17 protein-coding genes are annotated in these 22,336 nt (G+C 69.3%); 9 read left to right on the top strand and 8 right to left on the bottom strand.

Going from position 1 to position 22,336, the window contains the following annotated elements; all coding sequences use genetic code 11:
• Positions 1–72 precede the first annotated feature (72 nt).
• Together BLS42_RS14805 and BLS42_RS14800 are read left to right on the top strand one after the other, a co-directional pair.
• Positions 73–5,220: an Lhr family helicase gene (locus BLS42_RS14805; protein WP_090582446.1), complete on the top strand. Its 5,148-nt coding sequence runs from the start codon at positions 73–75 to the stop codon at positions 5,218–5,220.
• On the top strand, positions 5,213–6,067 hold the full coding sequence (locus BLS42_RS14800) for an Fpg/Nei family DNA glycosylase (protein ID WP_090582444.1): 855 nt from the start codon (positions 5,213–5,215) through the stop codon (positions 6,065–6,067). The genes BLS42_RS14805 and BLS42_RS14800 overlap by 8 nt, the downstream gene beginning before the upstream one ends.
• Before the next feature lie 45 nt (positions 6,068–6,112).
• Here BLS42_RS14800 and BLS42_RS14795 read toward each other — a convergent pair whose 3' ends face one another.
• Entirely contained in the window at positions 6,113–6,784 is a 672-nt protein-coding gene (locus BLS42_RS14795) for a membrane protein YczE (protein WP_090582578.1), read from the bottom strand.
• A gap of 61 nt (positions 6,785–6,845) precedes the next feature.
• On the opposite strand from BLS42_RS14795, the gene BLS42_RS14790 reads away from it, so the two are divergent.
• The gene (locus BLS42_RS14790; RefSeq protein WP_090582442.1) at positions 6,846–8,384 is read left to right on the top strand and encodes a MocR-like transcription factor YczR; all 1,539 of its coding nucleotides are present in this window, start codon (positions 6,846–6,848) and stop codon (positions 8,382–8,384) included.
• Positions 8,385–8,624: 240 nt separating this feature from the next.
• On the opposite strand, the gene BLS42_RS14785 is transcribed toward BLS42_RS14790, so the two are convergent.
• Both BLS42_RS14785 and BLS42_RS14780 read right to left on the bottom strand, forming a co-directional pair.
• Complete coding sequence (locus BLS42_RS14785; protein WP_090582440.1) at positions 8,625–9,317, bottom strand: ATPase; 693 nt, start codon at positions 9,315–9,317, stop codon at positions 8,625–8,627.
• Positions 9,314–10,009, bottom strand: a complete 696-nt coding sequence (locus tag BLS42_RS14780; protein ID WP_090582438.1) for a winged helix-turn-helix domain-containing protein — start codon at positions 10,007–10,009, stop codon at positions 9,314–9,316. The genes BLS42_RS14785 and BLS42_RS14780 overlap by 4 nt, the downstream gene beginning before the upstream one ends.
• 230 nt (positions 10,010–10,239) lie before the next feature.
• Between BLS42_RS14780 and BLS42_RS14775 the strand changes: the two genes are divergently transcribed.
• A complete protein-coding gene (locus BLS42_RS14775; protein ID WP_090582436.1) occupies positions 10,240–11,184 on the top strand; it encodes an RluA family pseudouridine synthase in 945 nt (314 codons plus the stop codon).
• Between the two features lie 27 nt (positions 11,185–11,211).
• Entirely contained in the window at positions 11,212–11,844 is a 633-nt protein-coding gene (locus tag BLS42_RS14770; protein ID WP_090582434.1) for a DedA family protein, read from the top strand.
• Here BLS42_RS14770 and BLS42_RS14765 read toward each other — a convergent pair.
• The 3 genes from BLS42_RS14765 to BLS42_RS14755 all read right to left on the bottom strand — a co-directional run bounded on the left by BLS42_RS14765 (position 11,841) and on the right by BLS42_RS14755 (position 15,910).
• Positions 11,841–12,146, bottom strand: coding sequence for a hypothetical protein (locus BLS42_RS14765; protein ID WP_018774310.1), 306 nt, complete (start codon positions 12,144–12,146; stop codon positions 11,841–11,843). The two genes, BLS42_RS14770 and BLS42_RS14765, sit on opposite strands and share 4 nt — an antisense overlap.
• Positions 12,147–12,188: 42 nt before the next feature.
• On the bottom strand, positions 12,189–15,002 hold the full coding sequence (ppc, locus tag BLS42_RS14760) for a phosphoenolpyruvate carboxylase (RefSeq protein ID WP_090582432.1): 2,814 nt from the start codon (positions 15,000–15,002) through the stop codon (positions 12,189–12,191).
• A 227-nt stretch (positions 15,003–15,229) separates the two neighbouring features.
• A complete protein-coding gene (locus tag BLS42_RS14755) occupies positions 15,230–15,910 on the bottom strand; it encodes an NADPH-dependent F420 reductase (RefSeq protein WP_090582430.1) in 681 nt (226 codons plus the stop codon).
• Between the two features lie 223 nt (positions 15,911–16,133).
• On the opposite strand from BLS42_RS14755, the gene BLS42_RS14750 reads away from it, so the two are divergent.
• On the top strand, positions 16,134–16,805 hold the full coding sequence (locus BLS42_RS14750) for a TetR/AcrR family transcriptional regulator (protein ID WP_256336485.1): 672 nt from the start codon (positions 16,134–16,136) through the stop codon (positions 16,803–16,805).
• Complete coding sequence (locus BLS42_RS14745) at positions 16,792–17,622, top strand: DUF1684 domain-containing protein (protein WP_090582428.1); 831 nt, start codon at positions 16,792–16,794, stop codon at positions 17,620–17,622. The genes BLS42_RS14750 and BLS42_RS14745 overlap by 14 nt, the downstream gene beginning before the upstream one ends.
• Before the next feature lie 7 nt (positions 17,623–17,629).
• On the opposite strand, the gene BLS42_RS14740 is transcribed toward BLS42_RS14745, so the two are convergent.
• Both BLS42_RS14740 and BLS42_RS14735 read right to left on the bottom strand, forming a co-directional pair.
• The gene (locus BLS42_RS14740) at positions 17,630–18,865 is read right to left on the bottom strand and encodes an acyl-CoA dehydrogenase family protein (RefSeq protein WP_090582576.1); all 1,236 of its coding nucleotides are present in this window, start codon (positions 18,863–18,865) and stop codon (positions 17,630–17,632) included.
• Between the two features lie 11 nt (positions 18,866–18,876).
• Entirely contained in the window at positions 18,877–19,722 is an 846-nt protein-coding gene (locus tag BLS42_RS14735; protein ID WP_090582426.1) for an SDR family NAD(P)-dependent oxidoreductase, read from the bottom strand.
• 195 nt (positions 19,723–19,917) lie between these two features.
• Here BLS42_RS14735 and BLS42_RS14730 point away from each other — a divergent pair, with 195 nt between their 5' ends.
• Entirely contained in the window at positions 19,918–21,108 is a 1,191-nt protein-coding gene (locus tag BLS42_RS14730) for a glycoside hydrolase family 76 protein (RefSeq protein ID WP_090582424.1), read from the top strand.
• A 180-nt stretch (positions 21,109–21,288) separates the two neighbouring features.
• A complete protein-coding gene (locus tag BLS42_RS14725) occupies positions 21,289–22,332 on the top strand; it encodes an iron ABC transporter substrate-binding protein (protein ID WP_090582422.1) in 1,044 nt (347 codons plus the stop codon).
• The last annotated feature ends 4 nt before the right edge of the window (positions 22,333–22,336 follow it).

Raw genomic sequence — 22,336 nt, 5'->3', positions numbered from 1 at the left:
CGCCACGGCTCTCCAAAGCCGCCGTGGCCGGCCCCGGCTAATAGTGTCGGCGGGGTAGGGCATGATGGAGGAATGAAGGGGCAGGAGCTCGCCGGAGGCACACTCGCGGCCGACGCCATGAACCGGTTCAGCCGACCGACCAGGGACTGGTTCCTGGGTGCTTTTTCCGCGCCCACCCCGGCCCAGAACGGCGCCTGGAATGCCATCTCCTCCGGTGCGCACGCCCTCGTCGTCGCCCCCACCGGATCCGGCAAGACGCTCGCCGCGTTCCTCTGGGCGCTGGACCGGCTGCTCGTCTCCGCCCCCGCCGAGCCCGAGCCCCTGCCCGGCCTGGACTCGGCAGCCAAGGGCGGGCGCCGGACGGCCGCACAGAAAAAGGCAGCCCAGCGGAAAACCCGCGTGCTGTACATTTCCCCGCTCAAGGCTCTCGGCGTCGACGTCGAACGCAACCTCCGCGCGCCGCTGATCGGCATCACGCAGACCGCCAAACGCCTGGACCTGCCCGCCCCGCTCATTACCGTGGGCGTCCGGTCAGGGGACACGACGGCGTCCGACCGCCGCTCGCTGCTCAGCCACCCGCCCGATATCCTCATCACCACCCCGGAATCCCTTTTCCTGATGCTGACGTCCAAGGCGCGCGAAACCCTCAGCGAGGTCGACACAATCATCGTCGACGAGGTCCACGCCGTCGCCGGCACCAAGCGCGGGGCGCATCTGGCGGTGTCGCTGGAGCGGCTCGACGCGCTGCTGCCCAAGCCCGCCCAGCGGATCGGGCTGTCGGCCACCGTGGAGCCCAAGGAGCTGGTGGCGCAGTTCCTCGCCGGATCGGCGCCGGTGGAAATTGTGGCCCCTCCGTCACGGAAGAACTGGGACCTGACCGTCTCTGTCCCTGTGGAGGACATGTCCGATCTCCAGGGCGCCGCCGGGGCCTTCGACTCCGGTCCGGCCTCCGGACTCCAGCCCCAGGCCTCCATCTGGCCCCATGTGGAGGAAAAGATCGTTGACCTGGTGCTGGCCAACCAGTCCACCATCGTGTTCGCGAACTCCCGCCGCCTCGCCGAGCGGCTGACCGCCCGGCTCAACGAGATCTACGCCGAACGCCAGCTCATGGCAGCCGGCGGCGGCTGGACCGACTTTGGCGGCGGTGCGCCGGACTTCGAAGCCGTACCGGCCGCGGTACCGAATGCAGTGCCAGAAACAGTGCCCAATAAAACAGTGTCCAGTGCAATGCCGTCCGGCGCGGCCGCACAGCCGACGTCCACCGCCACCCCGGCCCACATGATGGCCCAGGCCGGCAGCACCGCCGGCGCCGATCCCGTGCTGGCCCGCGCGCACCACGGCTCCGTGTCCAAGGACCAGCGCGCCTTGATCGAGGATGACCTCAAATCCGGGCGGCTGCGCTGCGTCGTGGCCACGTCCTCCCTCGAGCTTGGCATCGACATGGGTGCCGTGGACCTGGTGGTGCAGGTCGAGTCGCCGCCCTCGGTGGCCAGCGGCCTGCAGCGGGTGGGCCGCGCCGGGCACCAGGTCGGCGAAATCTCCCAGGGCGTCCTGTTCCCGAAGCACCGGGCAGACCTCGTGCACACGGCCATCACCGTGGAGCGGATGCTCGAGGGCAAGATCGAGCGGCTCAGCGTGCCGGCAAACCCGCTGGACATCCTGGCCCAGCAGACGGTCGCCGCCACCGCCCTCGGCGCCATCGACGTGGAGGAGTGGTTCACCACCGTCCGGCGATCCGCGCCGTTCGCCTCACTCCCCCGCTCCGCGTTCGAGGCCACCCTGGACCTCTTGGCCGGGCGGTACCCGTCGGACGAATTCGCGGAACTGCGGCCTCGGGTCATCTGGGACCGGAACGCCGGGACCATCGAGGGCAGGCCCGGCGCGCAGCGGCTCGCCGTCACTTCCGGAGGAACCATCCCGGACCGCGGGCTGTTCGGCGTCTACATCATCGGCAGCGAAGTCGAGGGCAGCGGCGGGGGCGGCACCTCCGGCGGTGCCAGTGCGGACGGCAGGGCGTCCAGCCCGGCCACCGCGGCCGCCAAGGGCGGGCGCCGGGTGGGCGAGCTCGACGAGGAAATGGTCTACGAATCCCGGGTTGGCGACATCTTCGCCCTCGGCGCCACCAGCTGGAAGATCGAGGACATCACGCACGACCGTGTCCTGGTCTCCCCGGCGTTCGGCCAGCCCGGCAAACTCCCGTTCTGGAAGGGCGATTCGCTGGGCCGGCCCGTGGACCTGGGCCGCGCCCTCGGCGCGTTCATGCGGGAACTGGCAGCGTCCGACGTCGGGCCGGCAACCGAGCGGTGCAAAGCCAGCGGACTGGACGACTACGCCGCGAACAACCTGATCCAATACCTCGCCGAACAGCGGCTCGCCACCGAGGTGGTCCCCAGCGACACGACCCTTGTGGTGGAACGCTTCCACGACGAGCTCGGCGACTGGCGCGTGGTGCTGCACAGCCCCTTCGGCATGCCCGTGCACGCGCCGTGGGCCCTGGCCGTGGGCCAGCGCCTGCAGCAGCGCTACGGAATGGACGGCTCGGCCATGGCCGCCGACGACGGCATCGTGCTGCGCGTGCCCATGATGGAGGACGAGCCGCCGGGGGCCGAGTTGTTCCTGTTCGACCCGGAAGAAATCGAGCAGATTGTGACGGCGGAGGTCGGTGGCAGCGCCCTGTTCGCCTCCCGGTTCCGCGAGTGCGCCGCCCGTGCCTTGCTCCTGCCTCGGCAGAATCCCGGCAAACGGCAGCCCCTGTGGCAGCAGCGGCAGCGTTCGGCGCAGCTGCTGGATGTAGCCCGGAAATACCCGACCTTCCCGATAGTCCTCGAGACAGTCCGCGAGTGCCTGCAGGACGTCTACGACCTTCCGGCGCTGAAAGACATCGCCGCCTCGGTGGAGCGCCGCGAGCTCAGGATCGTCCAGACCACCACCCAGCAGCCCTCCCCGTTCGCGAAGTCTTTGCTCTTCGGCTACGTGGCCCAGTTCCTCTACGAAGGCGACTCCCCGCTGGCTGAGCGCCGTGCCGCCGCCCTGGCCCTCGATTCCACCCTGCTCAATGAGCTCATGGGCCGCGTGGAACTGCGCGAGCTGCTGGATGCGAAGGTCATCGAGGCCACCGAGCGCGAACTGCAGCGTCTGGCTCGGGACCGCCAGGTGCGCGGGATTGAGGGCGTCGCGGACCTCCTGCGCCTCCTAGGTCCGCTCGCGCCGGACGAGGTCGCCGCCCGCCTGGAGCCGGTGGCGGCCCCGGCCCCAGCGGGCGAGACCACGGGGGCCGGGCCAACGGCGGAGCATGTCGAAACCCCGGCGGTTCTACCCGTCGAAACCCCTGCGACGGAGGCCGACGCCGCTGCCCACCTCGCGGCCCTGCAGCGGGCCAACCGGGCGATCAAGGTCAACATCGGCGGAATCGAACGCTTTGCGGCGGTCGAGGATGCCGCCCGGCTCCGGGATGCCCTTGGCGTACCGCTGCCCATGGGCGTGCCGCTGGCCTTCATCGAACCGGTCGCCGACCCGCTCGGTGACCTCGTCTCGCGCTACGCCCGGACGCACGGGCCCTTCACCGCCGCCGAGGCCGCGGCGCGGCTGGGACTCGGCGTCGCCGTCGTCGGCACGGCGCTGAAGCGGCTGGCCGCGGACGGCCGCGTGGTGGAAGGCGAGTTCCGCCCGCACGCTACGCCTCCGGCAGTCACGTCGGGCAGCACGGCCACCGGCGCTGAGGACTCCGGCGACGCGGCGGCCCCGGCCGACCTTGCTGTAATTCCTCCCCTTGCCGGGGTGAGCGAATGGTGCGATGCCGAGGTCCTCCGCAAGCTGCGCCGCCGTTCCCTCGCGGCGCTCCGGGCCGAGGTCGAGCCCGTGGACGCCACCGCGTACGGCCGATTCCTTCCTGCCTGGCAGAACGTGCGGATCCCCGGCGGGCGCGGGCAGTCCGCGCTCCGCGGCTTGGACGGCATCATCACGGCCATCGACCAGCTTTCCGGGGTGCCCATTCCGGCCTCCGCGTGGGAACCACTTGTCCTGGCCAGCCGCGTCTCCAATTACCAGCCGGCCATGCTGGACGAACTCATGGCCGCCGGCGAAGTCCTCTGGTCCGGCGCCGGGTCACTGCCCGGCAACGACGGCTGGGTCAGCCTGCACCTCGCGGATTCGGCCGAACTGACGCTGAACCCCGCCATCGATTTCGAACCCGGCGACGCACAGCGGCGGCTCCTCGAGCACCTGACGAACAACGGCGGCGGGTACTTCTTCCGGCAGCTGACGGAGGTTGCCGGCGGCATGGATTCCGTGCTGAGCGACCAGGATGTGGTGACCGCACTCTGGGATCTCGCCTGGGCGGGCAGAATTACCGGCGACACCTTCGCCCCCGTCAGGGCCCTGATCGCCGGCGGCCACACCGCGCACCGGCAGGTCGGGCGTGCCCCGCGGGCCAGGGCACCGAGGCTGAGCCGGCTCGGACGGTCGCACGGCACGGGCCTGCTGGGATCGCCGGGCCTGACCGGTGGCCGGTATGGTTCCGTGACCGGCACGGCGCCCGCACCCCCGCTCGCCGCGGGTCGCTGGTCCGCGCTGCCCTCCCCCGAACTCGATCCCACCATCCACGCCCGGGCCACCGCGGACCTGCTCCTGGACCGCTACGGCGTGGTGACCCGCGGCTCGGTCATGGCAGAAAACATCCTCGGCGGCTTCGGCCTCATGTACAAGGTGCTGGCCCGGCTCGAGGAAGCCGGACGCTGCCGCCGCGGCTACTTCATCGAACACCTCGGCGCGGCGCAGTTCGCCGTCCCGGCCACGGTGGACCGGCTCCGGTCCTACGTAGAGGACGCCCAGCTGCACAAGGCCGAGCCGGTGGCCCTGGCCCTCGCCGCGACCGACCCCGCCAACCCCTACGGCGCCGCGCTGCCGTGGCCTGCGCTCAACGTCGACGCCGGCACGGGCCACCGGCCGGGCCGGAAGGCCGGCGCCCTCGTGGTCCTGGTCGACGGCGCCCTGGCCCTGTACGTCGAGCGCGGCGGCAAGACCCTGCTCGCCTTCAGCGACGACACCGACGTCCTGGCCGCGGCCGGCACGGCCCTGGTGGGCGTGGTGACCCGCGGCGCGGTGGACAAGCTGATCATGGAAAAGGTCAACGGCCACGGCATCCTGGACACCCCGGTGGCGGCCGCCCTCGCCCAGGCCGGGGCCTACTCCACCCCGAAGGGACTGAGGATCCGTGCCTGAGGGTGATTCCGTGTTTCGCGCCGCGGCCCAGCTGCACGCCGTACTGGCCGGGAAGGAACTGGTCGCGTCCGATTTCCGGGTCCCGCGCTTAGCCACCCTGAAGCTCGGCGGCTGGACCGTGGCCGAGGTGGTCCCGCGCGGCAAGCACCTGCTGATGCGCGTGCAGGGCCCGACGCCGAAGGACCGCCTCACCATCCACTCACACCTGAAGATGGAGGGCAGTTGGCAGGTGTACCCCTCCGGGGGCCGCTGGCGGAAGCCCGGCTTCACCGCCCGCTGCGTGCTGCGCACGGCCACTGCCGACGCCGTCGGGTTCTCTCTGGGCATTCTTGAGGTGGTGCGCACCGACCAGGAAGACTCCATCGTGGGGCACCTCGGCCCGGATCTGCTGGGCCCGGACTGGGACGCGGCCGAGGCCGAACGCCGGCTGCTCGCGGCACCGGAGATGCCCATCGGCGTCGCCCTGCTGGACCAGAGCAAGCTCGCGGGGATCGGAAACATCTACCGGTGCGAGGCCTGCTTCCTCGCGGGAGTCCACCCGGCGGCGCCCGTCTCCGCAGTCCCGGATCTTCCCGCCATCATCACCGACGCCCAGGTCCTGCTTTCCGCCAACCTCGGGCCGGGCCGGCGGACCACCGTGCTGAACGCGCGGGGTGTGCCCGTGGGCCGCACCGCCGGGCGTCCCGGCTACTGGGTCTACCGGCGCGAGCACCAGCCGTGCCTCAAATGCGGCACCCCGATCCGCCGCGGAATCCTTGGCAAGGACAACGGCACCGGCACCTACACGGAGGAACGGGACATCTACTACTGCCCCACGTGCCAGCCCCTGCCGACCCCGGGACAGTGAGCGTCAGCTGACGGGACAAAAGTCAGCTGAAGGGACCTAAGGGGGTCAATCCGTCCGGCCGCCGGACGTTGCCGTGGCCGGGACGGCCGTCCCGGCCACGGCAGCTTCCGCTTCAGTCCCGGCCGCGGAGACGGGCCGCGCTTCCGGAACGGTGAACCGCGGCAGCAGCAACTGCACCAGCGGGCCAATCGCCAGCGCGTACAGCACGGTGCCCACACCGACCGAGCCGCCCAGCAGCCAGCCGGCGCCGAGGACCACCACTTCAATGCCGGTGCGGCAGACCCGGACCGGCCAGCCCGTCCGCCGGGCGAGCCCCGTCATGAGGCCATCCCGCGCGCCCTGTCCCAGGCGGGCGCCGATGTAGCAGGCGGAGGCCACGCCGTTGAGCAGCACGGCCCCGACCAGCAGGCCGATCTGGCCGCCAAGATGCGAGAACCGCGGAATCAGCGCCAGTCCGATGTCCGCGAAGACCCCCACCAGCACCGCGTTGCACAGGGTCCCGACGCCGGGCCACTGCCGGAGCGGGATCCACAGGAGCAGCACCAGGAAGCTGACAACAATCACCACCGTACCGAGGCTGAGCCCGGTCCTGGCCGTCAGCCCCTGGTGAAGAACGTCCCACGGCGCCGTGCCGAGGCTGGCCCGGATGACCATGGCGAGGGAGATGCCGTACAGGGCGAGGCCGATCAGGAGCTGGAGGAGTCTGCGGGTCAACATGGTCTCCATCCTCCAAGAAAACTGGCCTTGCAATCCATAGCCAGTTTGAAATACTGGCTTTATGTCCGTCTCTTTGACTCCGGGGTCGCTGGCCCGCCTGCTGGGCGAGTGGAACGTCGGCGCCGCCCCCGCCTACCGCGAACTGGCCGACGTCGTCCGTTTGCTCATCCTCGACGGCCGCGTCGCCCTCGACGTCGCCCTGCCGAGCGAGCGCTCCCTGGCGGCGACCCTTGGCATCAGCCGCACGACGGTGACCGCGGCGTACGCCCTGCTGCGCGAGCAGGGTTTCCTCAGCAGCGGCCAGGGCAGCCGCAGCCGGAGCTGCATCCCGAGCCAGGGGCCCGCGCATGCCGGCGGTCATGACGGCGCCCTGCGACTGAGTGGCGCCCCCGGCCTGGCCGTGCCGGACGGGATCCTGGACCTGGCCTACGCCTCACTGCCCGCCAGCGGCGAAGTGGTGCACCGGGCCTTTGCCGCGGCACTGACCGAGCTGCCGGCGCTACTGCCGGGCTTCGGCTACGACGCCCTGGGCGTGGGCCCGCTCCGCGAAGCCATAGCGGCCCGGTACACCGCCGCCGGGGTCCCGACAACGGCCGGACAGATTCTGGTCACCTCGGGCGCCCAGCATGCACTGAATATTGTGCTCCGCACTCTGGCCGGCCGTTCGGGGACCAAGGTGCTGGTGGAACATCCGAGCTATCCGAACGCCCTCGACGCGATCCGGGCTGCGGGCTGCCGCCCGGTCCCGGTGGCCATGCCCGCCGCGAACCCCAACAGCGCAGCTCACAACGGCACAGGCCCTAGCGGCACTATTACCAACGGACCGGCCGGCTGGGACCTCGAGGCCATGGAATCGGCGCTGCTGCAGCAGCGGCCGGCGATGGCCTACGTGGTCCCGGACTTCCACAACCCCACCGGCCGGCTGATGCCCGATTCCCAGCGGCGCCGCCTCGTGAAGGCGGCCGCGGCGTCGGGCACCGTGCTGGTGGCGGACGAGACGCTGCGGGAGCTGAACCTCGACGGCGCCGCCTCGACCCCCATGGCCGCGTTCAGCCCGGCGGTGGTCTCGCTCGGTTCCCTCAGCAAGTCGCACTGGGCAGGGCTGCGCACCGGCTGGATCCGCGCCAGCGAGCCGCTCATCCAGCGCTTCGCCGCCGCCCGCACCACCCTGGACCTGGGCGGACCCGTGGTGGAGCAGCTCGCCGCGGCGCATCTGGTCAACGCCATGACGGAGCCGCTCCCCGCCCGGCTCGCCGCGCTGCGCGAGAACCGGAACACGCTGCTGGAACTGGTGCGGGCGCACCTGCCGGGCTGGGAGCCGGAATGGCCCGACGGCGGCCTGTCCCTCTGGTGCCGTCTTCCGGCGCCGATCAGCACCGCCCTCGCGGTGGTGGCACCCGACGTCGGGATCCGGCTCGCCGCGGGGCCCCGGTTCGGCGTCGGCGGCGCGTTCGAGCAATACTTGCGGCTGCCGTTCACCCTGCCGCCAGAGCAACTGGAGACGGCCGTGCTGGCATTGCGCTCGGCGCAGGACCGGCTGGAGGCCGCCCCGCAGCTGCGGCGCAACCTGTCAGCACCGCCGGCCGCTGCCATCGCCTGAGCCGAGGAGCCCGCAGGCCCGTCCTGCGACGCCTGTCCTTCCCTGCGCCGCGCGTGCCCAGCGACATCCGCAATTCCCTGCGCTGCGCAAATGTCCCGGGGATGCCGGAACTTTCCTGCGCCGCGCACATGCCCTGTCGACGCCCGAACATTCCTGCGCTGCGCAAATGTCCCGGGGATGCCGGAATCCGGGTATCGCCAGGGCATTTGCGCATCGCCAGGCAGGATGCGCGTCGCGGGCCTAGGCGTAGACCTTCGCCAGGAACCCGGCCCAGGCCTTCGCCGTCGCCCCGGCGTCCCCGACGCCGCTGAAGTCGTGCACGGTCATGCCCACCGGAGCGCCGAAGGCGTTGCGCCCGAAGAAGCGGTACATCGTGTCCGCGGTCCGCAGGCCGAGGAAGTTCTCGTTGGAGAAGTCGATTTCAGCCGTGAGCGGCCCGACGCCGTCGACCTCCAGCTCCACCGTCTCCCCCTGGGCCGAGCTGGCGACGCCCAGGGCCCGCTTGAGCCGGTCGAAGCCGTCCGGGGACTGCGATGCGGCGGGTGCCTGGATGTCCGCGAAGACCACGGGCTTGTCGTCGAAGTACTTCAGGTACTGGCCCAGGGTGTGCAGATAGAACGCCGTGTGCTTGCTGGCGCCGTCGTACTGCTCATCCCAGCTGTCCGCGAAGATGCCGCTGTGCACATAGTGCAACCGGGTCCGGCCGTCGTCGAGCGGTTCCAGCACGTGCTCCAGCTGGTTGAACCAGCCGTCCGGGCCGTCCATCCGGGAAACCAGATGGGCGGGGTACTCGTCCACGGTCCGGACCGCCGGCCATTGGTCCGTGGGGAACATCCAGGCCGGGGTGTCCTTGGTGACGGCCTCCCACACCCGTTCCGGGGTGCCGGGCAGTTCGGTGTCGTAGACGATTTCGAATTTCCGCTTGTCAGTCATTTGTCCTGCTCCTTAGCTTGTGGGTCTGCAGTTTGTGGGTGTGTAGTTTGCAGGTCTGCGTGCGCTGCCTTGGGGGCGGGCGCCTTCAGCGCCGGGTGGAGCGCGACCACCAGCCGGTGCTTGCGTCCCGCCGACGGGGAAGCTGCCGGGGAATCTGCCCGCACGTCCGGTCCGCCGTCGTGGTACTTGTCCACGAGCCGGGCCACGGCGACGCCCAGCTCCTCGGCGAAGGCCGCCCGGTCCGCCGCGGAACGGAACGTGATCTCGCCGTCGATGGCAAAGGTGGCGAGTTTCTGCCTGGCCGCGGCCGCCCCGGCGATCAGCTGGCCCATTTCCTGGACCATGCGGGCGGCGAGCGCCAGCAGCCAGAAGGCGGAGAAGCGGTCCGAGAACCGGTGCGGGTCGGGCGCCACGGAAGCCAGGGCCGCCGGCGAAATCAGGTACGACGCTGCTGTCGCCTGCAGGATGCGTTCGGTGACGTTGCCGCGCCGCCGCTCCTCGACGAGCTCGACGAGCCCATGCCGCTCGAGGGCCTTGAGGTGGTAGTTCACCTTCTGCCGTGGCAGGCCCACCTTCGCGGCGAGCTGCGTTGCGGAGCCCGGCTCGGCCAGCTCGCGCAGGATCCGCGTCCGGATCGGGTCCAGCGATGCCTCCGCCGCGGCCGGATCCTCAATCACTTCGATGTCCAACATGCTTCAAGTCTGCCTGCCGACAATTTTATTTGTCAAGAACTTTTTTCTCGTCGGCGCCTCGATCACCGCGGCCGCTCGAGTTCGCCGGAAGCGCACGAGGTCGCCGAAAGTTTCCGGCGAACTCGCACGGTTGGCGCGAACTCGGTCGCAGGGGCGGGGCCGGCGGGCGGGCAGGGGCGGGGCGCGGGCGGGGGCGGGGCGGGAGGCCGGACACATAGAATGGTTCGGTGATGCAATCCCCCCTCCCCGTGCGCGACGGCGTCAACGCGACGCGCCTGCGCCTGCCGGACGAGGGGCCCTGGGAGACGGCGCTGGACTACATGATGCACCGCTGGGGGCACATCGATCCCCAAGGCATCGAGGACCGGTTCGACGCCGGCGAAATCGTCGGTGAGGCGGGCATAGTCCTGGACCGCAGCACGCCGATGCAGGACCATACGTTCATCTGGTACTACCGCTCCCTGCCGCCGGAGACCCGGATCCCGGTGGAGCTGAACATCCTGCACCAGGACGATCACCTGCTGGTCGTGGACAAGCCGCACTTCCTGCCCACCACCCCCGGCGGGACGTACATCCAGGAATCGGCCCTGGTCCGGCTCCGGAACCAGCTCGGCCTCCCTGACCTGATCCCCATGCATCGCCTTGACCGCATGACCGCCGGAATCCTGCTGCTCTCCACGAACCCCGAGACCCGAGGCAAGTACCAGGTGCTCTTCGAAAAGCGCCAGGTCCAGAAGGAATACGAGTGCGTATCCGCCGCGGAGCCGGCGCCGGGCCACCCCGCGGTGGACTTTCCCGTGGTGGTGCGGAACCGGATGACCAAGTCCCGCAGCTACCTGCTGGCCGAGGTGATTGACGGCGAACCCAACGCGGAAACCCGGATCGAGCGGCTGCATACGTTTGACGCACACGGCGGACCCGACGGCGGCCCCCACCGTCGCGCGCTCTACCGGCTGGAGCCGCACTCGGGCAAGACCCACCAGCTCCGCGTGCACATGGCCTCACTGGGTCTGGGGATTGTCAACGATGCGTTCTACCCGGAGCTGCTGGACAAAGCCCCGGACGACTACACCAAGCCGCTGCAGCTTCTGGCCCGCGGAATCCGCTTCGTCGACCCCATCTCGGGAAGCCCAGTGGAGTACCGCAGCAGACTGGAACTCAGCGAAGCACGCTAGCGGCTGGAAGTGCGGTACCTTGTGCCCATGGACTTCGGAAATGCGGACAGCTGGGGCGCCGCGATCTATTTCTGGATCTTCCCCTTCGTGATCGGCGATGCGATTTTCCCGCCTCTCCCCTCGGAAATGCTCGTCATCACCGGCGGCGCGCTCTCCGCGGAGGGCCACGTCAACGCGTTCCTCGTTGTGCTCCTGGCCGCGGTGTCCTCATGGCTGGGTGACATTCTCGTCTTCCAGCTCTTCAAACGGCGGCTGAGCCACGTGCTCGACCGCTGGAAATGGGGACTGCGGTTCCACGCGGCCGTGCACGCAGCGATCGCGAAGGCAGGCCGTTCCTCCACGTACGGAGCGATTATCGGCCTCCGCTTCATCCCCGGTGGGCGGCTGGCGACGACGGCCGCGGCGGGCATCGCCAACGTCTCGACGCGCGGGTTCAGCCTCTGCGCGGCCATCGGCGGTCTGCTCTGGGCAAGCTGGTCCGTGGCGCTGGGCTATTTCACGGGCTCCGCCACCGGACTCCCGTTCTGGGCGAGCTCCCTGATCGGTGTCGGCGTCGGGCTGGTGATCGGCGCCGTCGTGGGCGTGATCGTGACGCGACGCCGGGGCAGCCCCTCCCCCGTGGAGTCCGCGGTCGACCCGGACGAAGAACTGGACTTTTAGACGGGTGCCCAGCGGCCGCGGCTGCGGCGCAGCACGGTCAGCGCTCCGGTGAGCGCAACGCGTTCGACGGCGTCGCGCATCATGGCTGCCGACTCCAGCGCCTGGCTGTTTTCAGCGCTGTAGGCGGTGGCATCGACCAGGAAGCGCAGGTTCAGCTGCGGTACGCCGCCGGCGAGCTCCAGCTGGTGCGATTCGACATGGTGCCGCGTCCCGAGTGCCTCGATGGCGGCGGCCATGACCGCTTCAGGAGCGGTGCCCGGCTTGAGCCCGGTGATCTTCAGTCTGGTCTGGAACGACGGCATGGAACAACCCTATCCGCCCCCTCTGCCCCTGAAGTGTGCAGGCTACCCGGTGTTGCGCAGCCCGGCGGCGACCCCGTTGACCGTAATCAGCATGGCCCGCTGGAGGCGCTCATCGATCTCGGCGCCGGACATGCCCGCCGCTGCCTCGGCCCGGACGCGGCGCAGCAGTTCCACCTGGAGGTAGCTGATGGGGTCGAGGTACTGGTCCCGGATCTCGAGGGAGCGCTTCAGGGTGGGCTGGGCATCGAGGATCACGTGCTCGCCCGTGAGGTTCTGGATTTCCTCGACGGTGAGCTCATACTCTTCCCGGATGGCACGGAACAGGTGGTGCAGTTCCTCCGGCACCAGGGTGGAGACGTAGTACCCGGCAATGTCCATGTCCGTCTTGGCCAGCGTCATCTCAACGTTGGAAAGCACCGACCGGAAAAAGTGCCAGCCCTCGATCATCTCCTTGAGCTGGGCCGAGTTTCCGGCCTCGCGCGCTGCCTTCAGGCCGGAGCCCACGCCGAACCAGCCCGGCACGATCTGCCGTGACTGCGTCCAGCCGAACACCCACGGGATGGCCCGCAGCCCGTCAAGCCCGGCGCCGGAGTCGGGCCGCTTGGACGGACGGGATCCGATGTTCAGGGATCCGAGCTGCTCCACCGGGGTGGAGGCCATGAAGTAGGCGGGCAGGTCGGGGTCCTCAATCAGCGTGCGGTAGCGTGCAAACGCGGCGTCGGAGACGGTTTCCATTACGTGGCCGTAGCGCACGCGCTGGTCCTCCGAGGTGCGCGGCGCGCGGTGCAGTGCCGAGCCCTGCAGCACGGCGGCAAGGGAGAGCTCGAGGTTTTCGCGGGCCAGCTCCGGCAGGGAGTATTTGTCCGCGATGACCTCGCCCTGCTCGGTGAACTTGATCTCGCCCTCGAGCACGCCGTTGGGCTGGGCCATGATGGCATCGTAGGTCGGCCCGCCGCCGCGGCCCACGGAGCCGCCGCGGCCGTGGAAGAGGCGCACCCGGACGCCGTGCTTCGCGGCCACGTCCCGGAGCTTGCGCTGGGTCTTGTAGATTTCCCACTGGCTCGTCATGACGCCGGATTCCTTGTTGGAGTCCGAGTAGCCGAGCATGATCTCCTGCACGTCGCCGCGGAGCCGGACCAGTTCGCGGTAGGACGAATCGGAGAGCAGTTGGTCCACGATCTCGGCCGAGGCGCGGAGTTCATCGACGGTTTCCAGCAGCGGCGCGAACCCGATCTTGGCGTAGGGCGCCTCGCCGAAGATGCTGACCAGGCCGGCCTCGCGGGCCAGGACCGCCGCGGCCAGGACGTCGTCCGCGCCGCGGGTCATGGAGATGATGTAGGTCTCGATTACGTCGGGGCCGTAGGTCCGCAGGGCACGCCGGATCTCCCGGAAGACGTCGTAGGTGCCGTCGGCGACGCCGTCGAGCTTGATCGGGTGGCCGGAGAGCGGGCGCCGCGACGCGAGTTCGGAGCCCAGCACCTCGAGCCGCTCGGCGCGGCTGAGTTCCGCGTACCGGACACCGGGACCGCCGAGGCGGTCCATGAGCTGCCCGACGGCGTCGTGGTGGTGGTCGGCGTGCTCGCGGATGTCCAGGGTGGCCAGGTGCAGGCCGAAGGAGGCGATGGCGCGGCGGACCCGGGACAGGGCGCCGTCGGCGGCCAGGGCGGCATGGTGGTTCCGCAGCGACCGTTCCAGCAGGCCGAGCTCGGCGAGGAGCTCCGCGGTGGCGGTGTAGTCGCGGCCGGGCTCGTGCGCGGATCCGGCCGCGACCCGCCGGCCGGTGTTGATCAGCTTGGCCTTGATGCAGGTGAGTTTGAGCCGGTACGGCTCCTGCGCGTTCAGCTCGAGGACGCGGCGGTCCAGGCCCGGCAGGTTGCCCAGGTCGACGTCGATCGAGTCCAGGAGTTCCTGGTCCGCCCCGGCCAGCGCGGTCGAGTTGGACAGGATGGAGATGAGCCCGTCAATCAGGCCGATGCTGATCCGTACGGCGTGCTGGTTCTGGATCTGGAGGATTTCGCGGGTGACGGCGGCGGTGACGTTGGGGTTGCCGTCCCGGTCCCCGCCGATCCAGGAGCCGAAGCGGATCGGGGCTTTCTGCGGTGGCAGCGTGACGCCGTGCTCGGCGAGCAGCTCGGAGAGGTCCGAGAGCATTTCCGGCATGGCGTCGCTGAGGATCCCGGTGAGGTAGTAGATGGCGTTCCGGGCCTCGTCCACGGGGGTGGGCCGGACCTGGCGGAGCTCGTCCGTCTGCCACATCTGGTCGATCACTTCGGACAGGTGGCGGTCCTGGCGGCGGCGCGCGGACGTGCCCTCCGCCGTGGATTCGGACAGGATGTCCGAGAGCCGGCGGATTTTGTCCAGCACGGAGCGGCGGGAGGCCTCGGTGGGGTGCGCGGTGAAGATGGGACGGACGTCGAGCTCGTTGACGACTTCCTGCAGTACGGAGTTGCCGGCCTGGTCAGCAATTTCCTCCACGGCTTTGGCGAGCCAGCCATCTTTCTCCTGCCGGGTGCGCAGCCCGCGGACCCGGTGGACCTGCTCGGCGGCGTTCGCCAAGTGGAAGTAGAACGCGAAGGCGCGGACCAGGTCGGTTGCCTGGTCCAGGGGCAGGGAGCCGAGCAGTTCGCGGACCTGGGCGACGACGTCGTACGAGCTCCACGGCCCGGTGGCGTCGGCCCCGCCGCGGGCGGCTTCCTTGGATTCCTTGGTCAGCAGGCGCACCTGCTCCACCAGGTCCAGGAGTTCCGGGCCGTGCTGGCGGACCAGGGATTCGCCGAGGAGCGTGGAGACCCGGCGGACATCAGCCCGGAGTTCGGCGGCAAGATCAGTGTCGGAATGCATTGCAGTGTCAGCCATGGAAACTATCTTTCGAGGGTTCGACTTGGCTCGTACACTGCGCTGGATACTGTGAGCCCGATTACTTCTTCCCATGGGATGTTACCCGCAGGCCCTCCCGGCTGGAATTCCGTCTCAGATAGTGTCAGGCGCTGCCGCCCCGGCCCCTGTGCCCCCAGCTGGCTCGCAGCCGGGTCCGTTTTGGGCGCCCAAAACGGCCTCAGCTGCGAGTCAGTTGAGTGGAGGGCTTAGCGCGCGATCTTGAAGTTGAAGTCGCCGGTGCCCAGTGCGCCCCAGACCCGCAGCCAGATTGGGAGGATCATTTCCGCGCCGCGGGCACTCGTGATGTCCCCGAGGTCAATCACGTCGCGGTGGCCGAAATCCTTGAGGAGTACCGTCACGGCCGCCTTGGCATCGGCATCGTCCCCGGAGACGAAGACCGAGTGGTCGCCGCCGGCCACGCGGGCCGGATCCACCATCACCGAGGCATTCATGGTGTTCAGGGTTTTCACCACCCGGGCCTCGGGGAAGGCCCGCTGGATCTGCTCGCCGAGGCTGTCCGTGTTCACCGGGTTCAGCGACGGCGGCATGCCCTGCGAGAAGTCCAGCGGGTTGGCGATGTCCATGATGATCTTGCCGGCGAGGTTCCCGGAGCCCGCTGCGGACAGTGCCGCCAGGGAGCCGCCACCGTTGGTGGCGTTGACGATCAGCTCGGCGTCGGCCGCGGCGTCGGCAAAGGCGGCGAGGCCGATTCCGGTGTTCGCCGCATGCCACTGGGCGAACGGCGGGGCGCCCATCATGTCCGGTTCGGTGCGGGCGAGCGTGGCCTGCGGATCGCGGGTGCCGATCACGACGTCGTGGCCCAGTCCCGCCAGCGCGCCGGCAATAGTGCGTCCCGCCATGCCGGTTCCCAGTACTGCAATTTTCATGGCGTCCTCGTTCTCAAGCAGTGGGGTAGACAGGTTCGTCTACGTGTGAGCAAGACGCTATCAGACAGACCTGTCTACGGCAATGAGGAAGCCCCTCCCGCAAATCGAAAGGTGCCGGGACTGGCCGCACGGCAGTAAGCCCGGACAGGCCGTCGGGGTTGGCGGACAGGCCGGCAGGGTTGGCGACGGGACGTAGACAGACTTGTCTGTGTACGATTGAGCCATGACCTCGCAAGCAGCCACTGCCCCGCCGGCTGCCCGCACCCCCGCCGGGCAAGCCAGAGAGAAAATCTTGGCCACGGCCTTCCGGCTCTTCTACGCGCACGGCTTCCGGGCCGCCGGCATCGACACCATCATCGCCGAGTCCGGCGTCGCGAAAGCCACGTTCTACAAGTACTTTCCGGCCAAGGACGACCTCATCCTGGCCTATCTGGAGAGGGTGGACGGCATCTGGACCGGGCAGCTGCACGCCGCCGCCGACGCCGCCGGCGAAGACCCGGCCGCGCAGCTCGTGGGCCTGTTCGATGCCCTGACAACCGCCTGCCGGCGCGACGGCTACCGCGGCTGCGCCTTCATCAACGCAGCCGCCGAGTCGGTCGCCGGCACTCGGGTCCACGACCGGACCGTGGCCCACAAGCAGCAGGTCCGTGCCTGGATCCGGGACCTGTCCGCGCGCGCCGGAGCCCGGGACCCGGACCAGCTGGCCCGCAGCCTGACCCTGCTGCTCGACGGCGGACTGGCCAGCGGCGTGCTCGACGGCGACCCGGACGCCGCTAGCGCGGCGAAGGCCACGGCAGCCCAACTCGTGGCGGCCAGCCTCATCAATTCCCCCACCGGACGCAGCCCCGGACGAGGCCCCGAAGGAAACCCTGGAGGAACGCATGAACACCATTGAGCCCGCGGCCGACCCGCAGCTTGCCCGCTGGCAGCGCTTCCGGAACAGCCGGAACGCGGCCCTCGCCAGCGACCACGGCTGGCTGACGCTGACCTCGTTCCAGTGGCTCGAGGACCGGCCGGCCGCCGTCGAGCTCGCCCCCGGGCTCTGGTCCACGGACGGCACGACGGCGTTCCTCACCGCCGCCGCGTCCGACGGCCTGACCCTCGTGGACACCGGCGAACCCGTGGACGGCACCATCAGCGCCGTGCTCTCGGACGAGGAATCACTGATGTGGGTCCAGTACGGCGGCGACGACGGCCGCCAGGTGGTGGTGGAGCTCGCCATGCGGGCGGACAAGTACGCCATCCGCACGCGCGACTCCCAGTCCCCGGCGTTCACTGAGTTCGACGGCGTGCCCACCTTCGACTTCCGCCCGGACCTGGTCATCGAGGCCCGGTTCGTGCCATATCCCGAGCCGGTGGACGTGCCGATCGGCACCGCAAACCCGCTCGTGGACGGGGTCCACCGCTCGGTCGGCGAGCTGGTCTTCCGGCTTCCGGGCATGGAGCACGAGTTCCACCTGCAAGCCGAGGAGGAGAAGCTCGGCGCCCTGACGGTCACGTTCCACGACGAGACCAATGGAGAAAGCACGGACGAGTGGCGGAAGGTCTCCACCGCAAAACCCCGCCCTGATGGAACGGTGGTCTTGGACTTCAACCGGGCCATCAACTACCCCAGCGCCTTCACTCCGTACGGCACCTGCCCCATGCCGGTGAAGAACAACAGCCTGGACTACCGGATCGCGGCCGGCGAGAAGGAACCCGGGATCTTCTAGACGAGTCCTAGACGATCGCGGACACGCCCGTGACGGCGCGTCCCGTGATCAGGGTGTTGATCTCGAACGAGCCCTCGTAGGTGTAGATGGCCTCGGCGTCGGAGAAGATCTTGGCCATCCGGTAGTCGGTAACGATCCCGTTGCCGCCCAGTAGGGACCGGCCCATCGCCACGGTTTCGCGCATCCGGGCGCTGACATAGGACTTCGCGAGGGCCACCTGCGGCATGTCCGCCGCGCCCTGGTCCTGCAGCTGCGCGACCCGGACCATCATGCCCATACTGGCCACGGCGTTGCCGAGCATGGTCACCAGCTGCTGCTGGACCAGCTGGAACTTCGCCAGCGGGCGGCCGAACTGCTGGCGTTCGACGGCGTACTGCCTGGCGACGTCGAACGCCGCGAGCTGCTGCCCCACGCCCTGCCAGGCCACCATGATCCGGGAACCGCGCAGGAGCTCGTTGGTGTCCTCGAAGCTGCTGATGCCGGCGAAGCGGTCCGTTTCGGCCACGGTGACGTCGGTGAAGACGATGTCCGCGTTCTGCACCGTGCGCAGGGCAATCTTGTTTTCGATCCGGCTCCGGTGCACCCCGGGCAAGGTGGCGTCGACGATGAAGCCGCGAATGCCGCCGTCGGCCTCGTCCCGGGCCCAGACGAGCATGTAGTCGCAAAACGTCCCGTTGCCGATCCAGCGCTTGGCGCCGTTGAGCACCCAGGCGTCGCCGCCGTCGGCCGCGCCGCCCGGGACCCGCCGGGCCCGGGTTTCCATGCCGCCGGCAACGTCCGAGCCGTGGTCCGGTTCGGTGAGGGCAAAGGCGCCGGTGGTGCGCAGGTTCGCCGCGTCCTCGAGCAGGCGCGCCTTCTGCTCCTCGGAGCCGAAGCCGTAGAGCGACTCCACAAAGAGGTCGTGGTGGACCAGGAAGAAGGTGGCGAGCGAGGTGTCCACCCGGGTCATCTCGGCGATGACGATTCCGGCGAACAGGTTGCTGTAGCCGCGCTGGGCGGGGGCGCTCAACTCCAAGGCGGCCAGCTTCGGCAGGATGTGGGCCGGGAACTCGGCCTTGTTCCACCAGTCCGTGGCAAACGGGGCGACCTCGGCAGCCAGGAACTCCCGCAGCTGCGCCAGTTTGGCCCGCTCCGCCGCGCTGAGCAGGGATTCGTAGTCGAAGAAGTCCGCCGTGGGCAGCCCCGCCACAGACGGCGCGGCCACAGACGGTGCGGCCGTGGCGGCCAACCCTGTCCCGGTCATTTCGGAACTGGTCATTTCGGACCCATCCGAATGGCGCCGTCGAGGCGGATCGTCTCGCCGTTGAGCATGGCGTTCTCCACTATGTGCGCGGCGAGGTTCGCGTATTCAGCGGGGCGGCCCAGCCGCGAGGGATGCGGCACCTGTTGGCCCAGGGAGTCCTGCGCCTCCTGTGGCAGTCCGGCCATCATGGGAGTCTCGAAGATGCCCGGTGCAATGGTGACCACCCGGATCAGCGAGCGCGCGAGTTCGCGGGCGATCGGCAACGTCATGGCGGCGACCGCGCCCTTGGAGGCCGCGTAGGCGGGCTGGCCGATCTGGCCGTCGAACGCGGCAACGGATGCGGTGTTGATGATGACGCCACGTTCCGGACCGCCGAGTTCGGTGGCGGCGGGCTCGGTGGCTGCCATTGCGGCCGCGGCGAGGCGGATCACGTTGAAGGTGCCCACGAGGTTGATCTGGATGACGCGGTTGAAGGCCTCCAGCGGGAGCACGCCCTCGCGGCCCAGGACCTTGCCGGGGGTCGCGATCCCCGCGCAGTTGACCACGATGCGCAGCGGGCCAAGCGCGGCGGCGGCATCGACGGCGGCCTGCACCTGCGCCTCGTCCGTGACGTCGGCGGGGACAAAGACGGCTGTGCGGCCGACTCCGGCCTTCGCACCGGCGGCGGCCGGCGCACCGGCGGCGGCACCCTCGCCTGCGGCGGAGGCGGTCAGTTCCGCGGCAAAGGCGTCCCCGGCGGAACCCGGCAGGTCCACGAGCACCACCGAGGCACCGGCGTCGAAGAGGCGCCTGGCCGTGGCAGCTCCGAGACCCGAGGCCCCGCCCGTGATCAGCGCGACAGTACCCTTGATGTCCATCCATCCTCCTTGATGTGGAACCGAACCCCGGCCGCGAAGCCGCGACGCGGGCGGCGCCTGAAGCAGCGGCCCGGGGGGAACATTAGTTAGTGAATGTTAACTGGAATGCGGGCAATCCGCACCTTTGGGCGCACACATGAGGAAGGCGCGGTCAGGTTCGCGGTCCGGACCGTCTCCCGCGATTAGGCTTGGGTCATGACCCGAGCCGACGCCTCCGCCCCCAACTGGTCCTTCCGCGCAGATGAGGCCGCCCGCTCGGTGACCCGGCTTTTTGGCCAGCGGCTCTTCTTCCTGCCGGGGACCCACATCGCCGCGATCCTCCGGCCGTCCGGACGGCTAAAGAACCTGTCCCGCCCCTGGCACTACTGGTGGCAGGCACACTACCTGGACTGCCTCGTGGACGCCGGCCGCCGGGAACTGGGCTCGCCCGGGCGTCCAGGGGCCAAGTTCGACGGCGAGAACCGGCCCAGCGCCGGCCACCTCGCCTCCCGGCTCGTCACGGGCATCCGGCTGCGCAACTTCCTCACGGTGGTCAATAACTACTACGACGACATGGCCTGGCTGGCCCTGGCCACGCTCCGGCTGGACAAACTCGCCGAGGACACCCGCAAACTCACGGGCCGGGAGCGCAACGCCAAGGTCCTGCAGAGCCTGACCCTGCAGTTCGACTCCGCCTCCACGGACGAGCTGGGCGGCGGCACCTTCTGGAGCACGAAGCGCGATTTCAAGAACACGCCCGCCACCGCTCCCGTGGCCCTCTACTACGCTCGGACGGGCAACCGGGCCAAGGCGCAGGCCCTGCTGGACTGGCTGGACGCCAAGCTCTACGAGCCTGGACAGGGCCTCTACCGGGACGGCCTGCGGATTTCCGGGACGGGTGACGTGGTGATGGAAGAGACCATCTACACCTATAACCAGGGGCCAGTCCTCGGGGCCCTGCTGGAACTTGGGGGCGAGGCGAACCTCGAACGTGCGGCCGCGCTGGTGGACGCCGTGGCGGGCAACCTCACGCATCCGGCCCCACTGCTGGGGCGCACCGCTGCGGTGTTGCGCTGCGAGGGAACGGGCGACGGCGGACTCTTCACCGGGATCCTCGTCCGCTACCTGGCCCTTGCCGCCATCGACGAACGGCTGCCCGCCGAAACCCGGGCCACGGCGGCGGCACTCGTGAACGATACAGCCGACGCCCTCTGGGAAGGCCGCCGGATCCTCCCGGCGCAGGACCGCCTCGCGCGCCCTGGCAGCCACCTGGTCTTCTCGGACCGCACCGAACTGCCGGCACGCCGCAGCTACCCGGAGGGCGCCGCCGTCGAGCTGTCCACACAGCTCCAGGCCTGGATGGTGCTGGAGGCGGCCGCATTGGTCGCTTCGGCGCCCGCTCTCTAACCTGCAGCAATTAGGTCACGCAACAGTTTCGTAATTCATGTGATACTCGTCACTTAATGGGGCTTCAGGTTGGTCGCTTAGGTTTGGCTAACCTACAGTCGTTCGTAGTGAGCATGCCCTAACTTCCCCGCTCACGGGGGTCAGGGCACCGACGACGAATTCCTTGCAGAAAGTAGCCCCATGAAGATCCGCAACAACGCACTGGCGGGCATCGCCCTGGCCGCTACCGCCGCCCTGGGCCTGGCCGCCTGCGGTTCCGGTTCGACTGCCCCGGCTGGCAGCAGTGCAGCGGGCGCCGGCGAGATCACGGTCTATAACGCCCAGCACGAGTCCCTGACCAAAGAGTGGGTAGACGCCTTCACGGCGGAAACCGGCATCAAGGTCACCGTGCGCCAGGGCGACGACACCGAAATGTCCAACCAGATCGTCCAGGAAGGCCAGGCCTCACCGGCGGATGTCTTCCTCACCGAGAACTCACCCGCCATGGCCCAGGTGGAAAACGCCGGCCTCTTTGCGGACGTGGACAAGGCCACCGTGGACCAGGTCCCCGCCGAATTCCGCCCCTCCACCAACAAGTGGACCGGCATCGCTGCCCGCTCCACCGTGCTGGTCTATGACAAGAAGAAGATCAGCGCCGACAAGCTGCCCAAGTCCATGCTGGATCTGGCCAACCCCGAGTGGAAGGGCAAGTGGGCCGCTTCCCCGTCGGGCGCCGACTTCCAGGCGATCGTCTCGGCACTGCTGGAACTCAAGGGCGAAGCCGCCACGCAGGCATGGCTCAAGGGCATGAAAGAGAACTCCAAGGCCTACAAGGGCAACAGCACAGCCATGAAGGCCGTCAATGCCGGCGAAGTGGACGCCGCCCTGATCTACCACTACTACTACTACGGCGACCAGGCCAAGACCGGCGAGAACTCCAACAACGTCACGCCGTTCTACTTCAAAAACCAGGACCCCGGCGCATTCGTCTCCATCTCCGGCGGCGGCGTGCTGAAGTCCTCGAAGAACGCCGCAGCGGCCCAGTCCTTCCTGAAGTTCATCACCGGCAAGAAGGGCCAGGAAGTGCTGCAGAAGGGCACCTCCTTCGAATACGCCGTCGCCTCGGGCGTCCCGTCCAACGACAAGCTGGTTCCGCTCAAGGAGCTGCAGGCACCCACAGTGGATCCCGCCAAGCTCAATTCCGCCAAGGTCACCGAACTGATGACCCAGGCAGGACTGCTGTAGCAGC

Origin of the sequence: Arthrobacter sp. ov407 (genome assembly GCF_900102895.1) — a bacterium.
Classification (GTDB): domain Bacteria; phylum Actinomycetota; class Actinomycetes; order Actinomycetales; family Micrococcaceae; genus Arthrobacter.
Note: the sequence above shows the minus strand (reverse complement) of the source record. Positions and strands in the feature narration are given on the sequence as shown.

Bases quoted from the DNA above. Each gene is read 5' to 3' on its own strand.
- BLS42_RS14750 (WP_256336485.1), top strand. From the start codon at position 16,134: ATGACCTCGCAAGCAGCCACTGCCCCGCCGGCTGCCCGCACCCCCGCC.
- BLS42_RS14745 (WP_090582428.1), top strand. From the start codon at position 16,792: ATGAACACCATTGAGCCCGCGGCCGACCCGCAGCTTGCCCGCTGGCAG.
- BLS42_RS14755 (WP_090582430.1), bottom strand. From the start codon at position 15,910: ATGAAAATTGCAGTACTGGGAACCGGCATGGCGGGACGCACTATTGCC.
- BLS42_RS14740 (WP_090582576.1), bottom strand. From the start codon at position 18,865: ATGACCGGGACAGGGTTGGCCGCCACGGCCGCACCGTCTGTGGCCGCG.
- BLS42_RS14785 (WP_090582440.1), bottom strand. From the start codon at position 9,317: ATGACTGACAAGCGGAAATTCGAAATCGTCTACGACACCGAACTGCCC.
- BLS42_RS14795 (WP_090582578.1), bottom strand. From the start codon at position 6,784: ATGTTGACCCGCAGACTCCTCCAGCTCCTGATCGGCCTCGCCCTGTAC.
- BLS42_RS14805 (WP_090582446.1), top strand. From the start codon at position 73: ATGAAGGGGCAGGAGCTCGCCGGAGGCACACTCGCGGCCGACGCCATG.
- BLS42_RS14780 (WP_090582438.1), bottom strand. From the start codon at position 10,009: ATGTTGGACATCGAAGTGATTGAGGATCCGGCCGCGGCGGAGGCATCG.
- BLS42_RS14735 (WP_090582426.1), bottom strand. From the start codon at position 19,722: ATGGACATCAAGGGTACTGTCGCGCTGATCACGGGCGGGGCCTCGGGT.
- BLS42_RS14775 (WP_090582436.1), top strand. From the start codon at position 10,240: ATGCAATCCCCCCTCCCCGTGCGCGACGGCGTCAACGCGACGCGCCTG.
- BLS42_RS14790 (WP_090582442.1), top strand. From the start codon at position 6,846: ATGTCCGTCTCTTTGACTCCGGGGTCGCTGGCCCGCCTGCTGGGCGAG.
- ppc (WP_090582432.1), bottom strand. From the start codon at position 15,002: ATGGCTGACACTGCAATGCATTCCGACACTGATCTTGCCGCCGAACTC.
- BLS42_RS14765 (WP_018774310.1), bottom strand. From the start codon at position 12,146: ATGCCGTCGTTCCAGACCAGACTGAAGATCACCGGGCTCAAGCCGGGC.
- BLS42_RS14730 (WP_090582424.1), top strand. From the start codon at position 19,918: ATGACCCGAGCCGACGCCTCCGCCCCCAACTGGTCCTTCCGCGCAGAT.
- BLS42_RS14725 (WP_090582422.1), top strand. From the start codon at position 21,289: ATGAAGATCCGCAACAACGCACTGGCGGGCATCGCCCTGGCCGCTACC.
- BLS42_RS14770 (WP_090582434.1), top strand. From the start codon at position 11,212: ATGGACTTCGGAAATGCGGACAGCTGGGGCGCCGCGATCTATTTCTGG.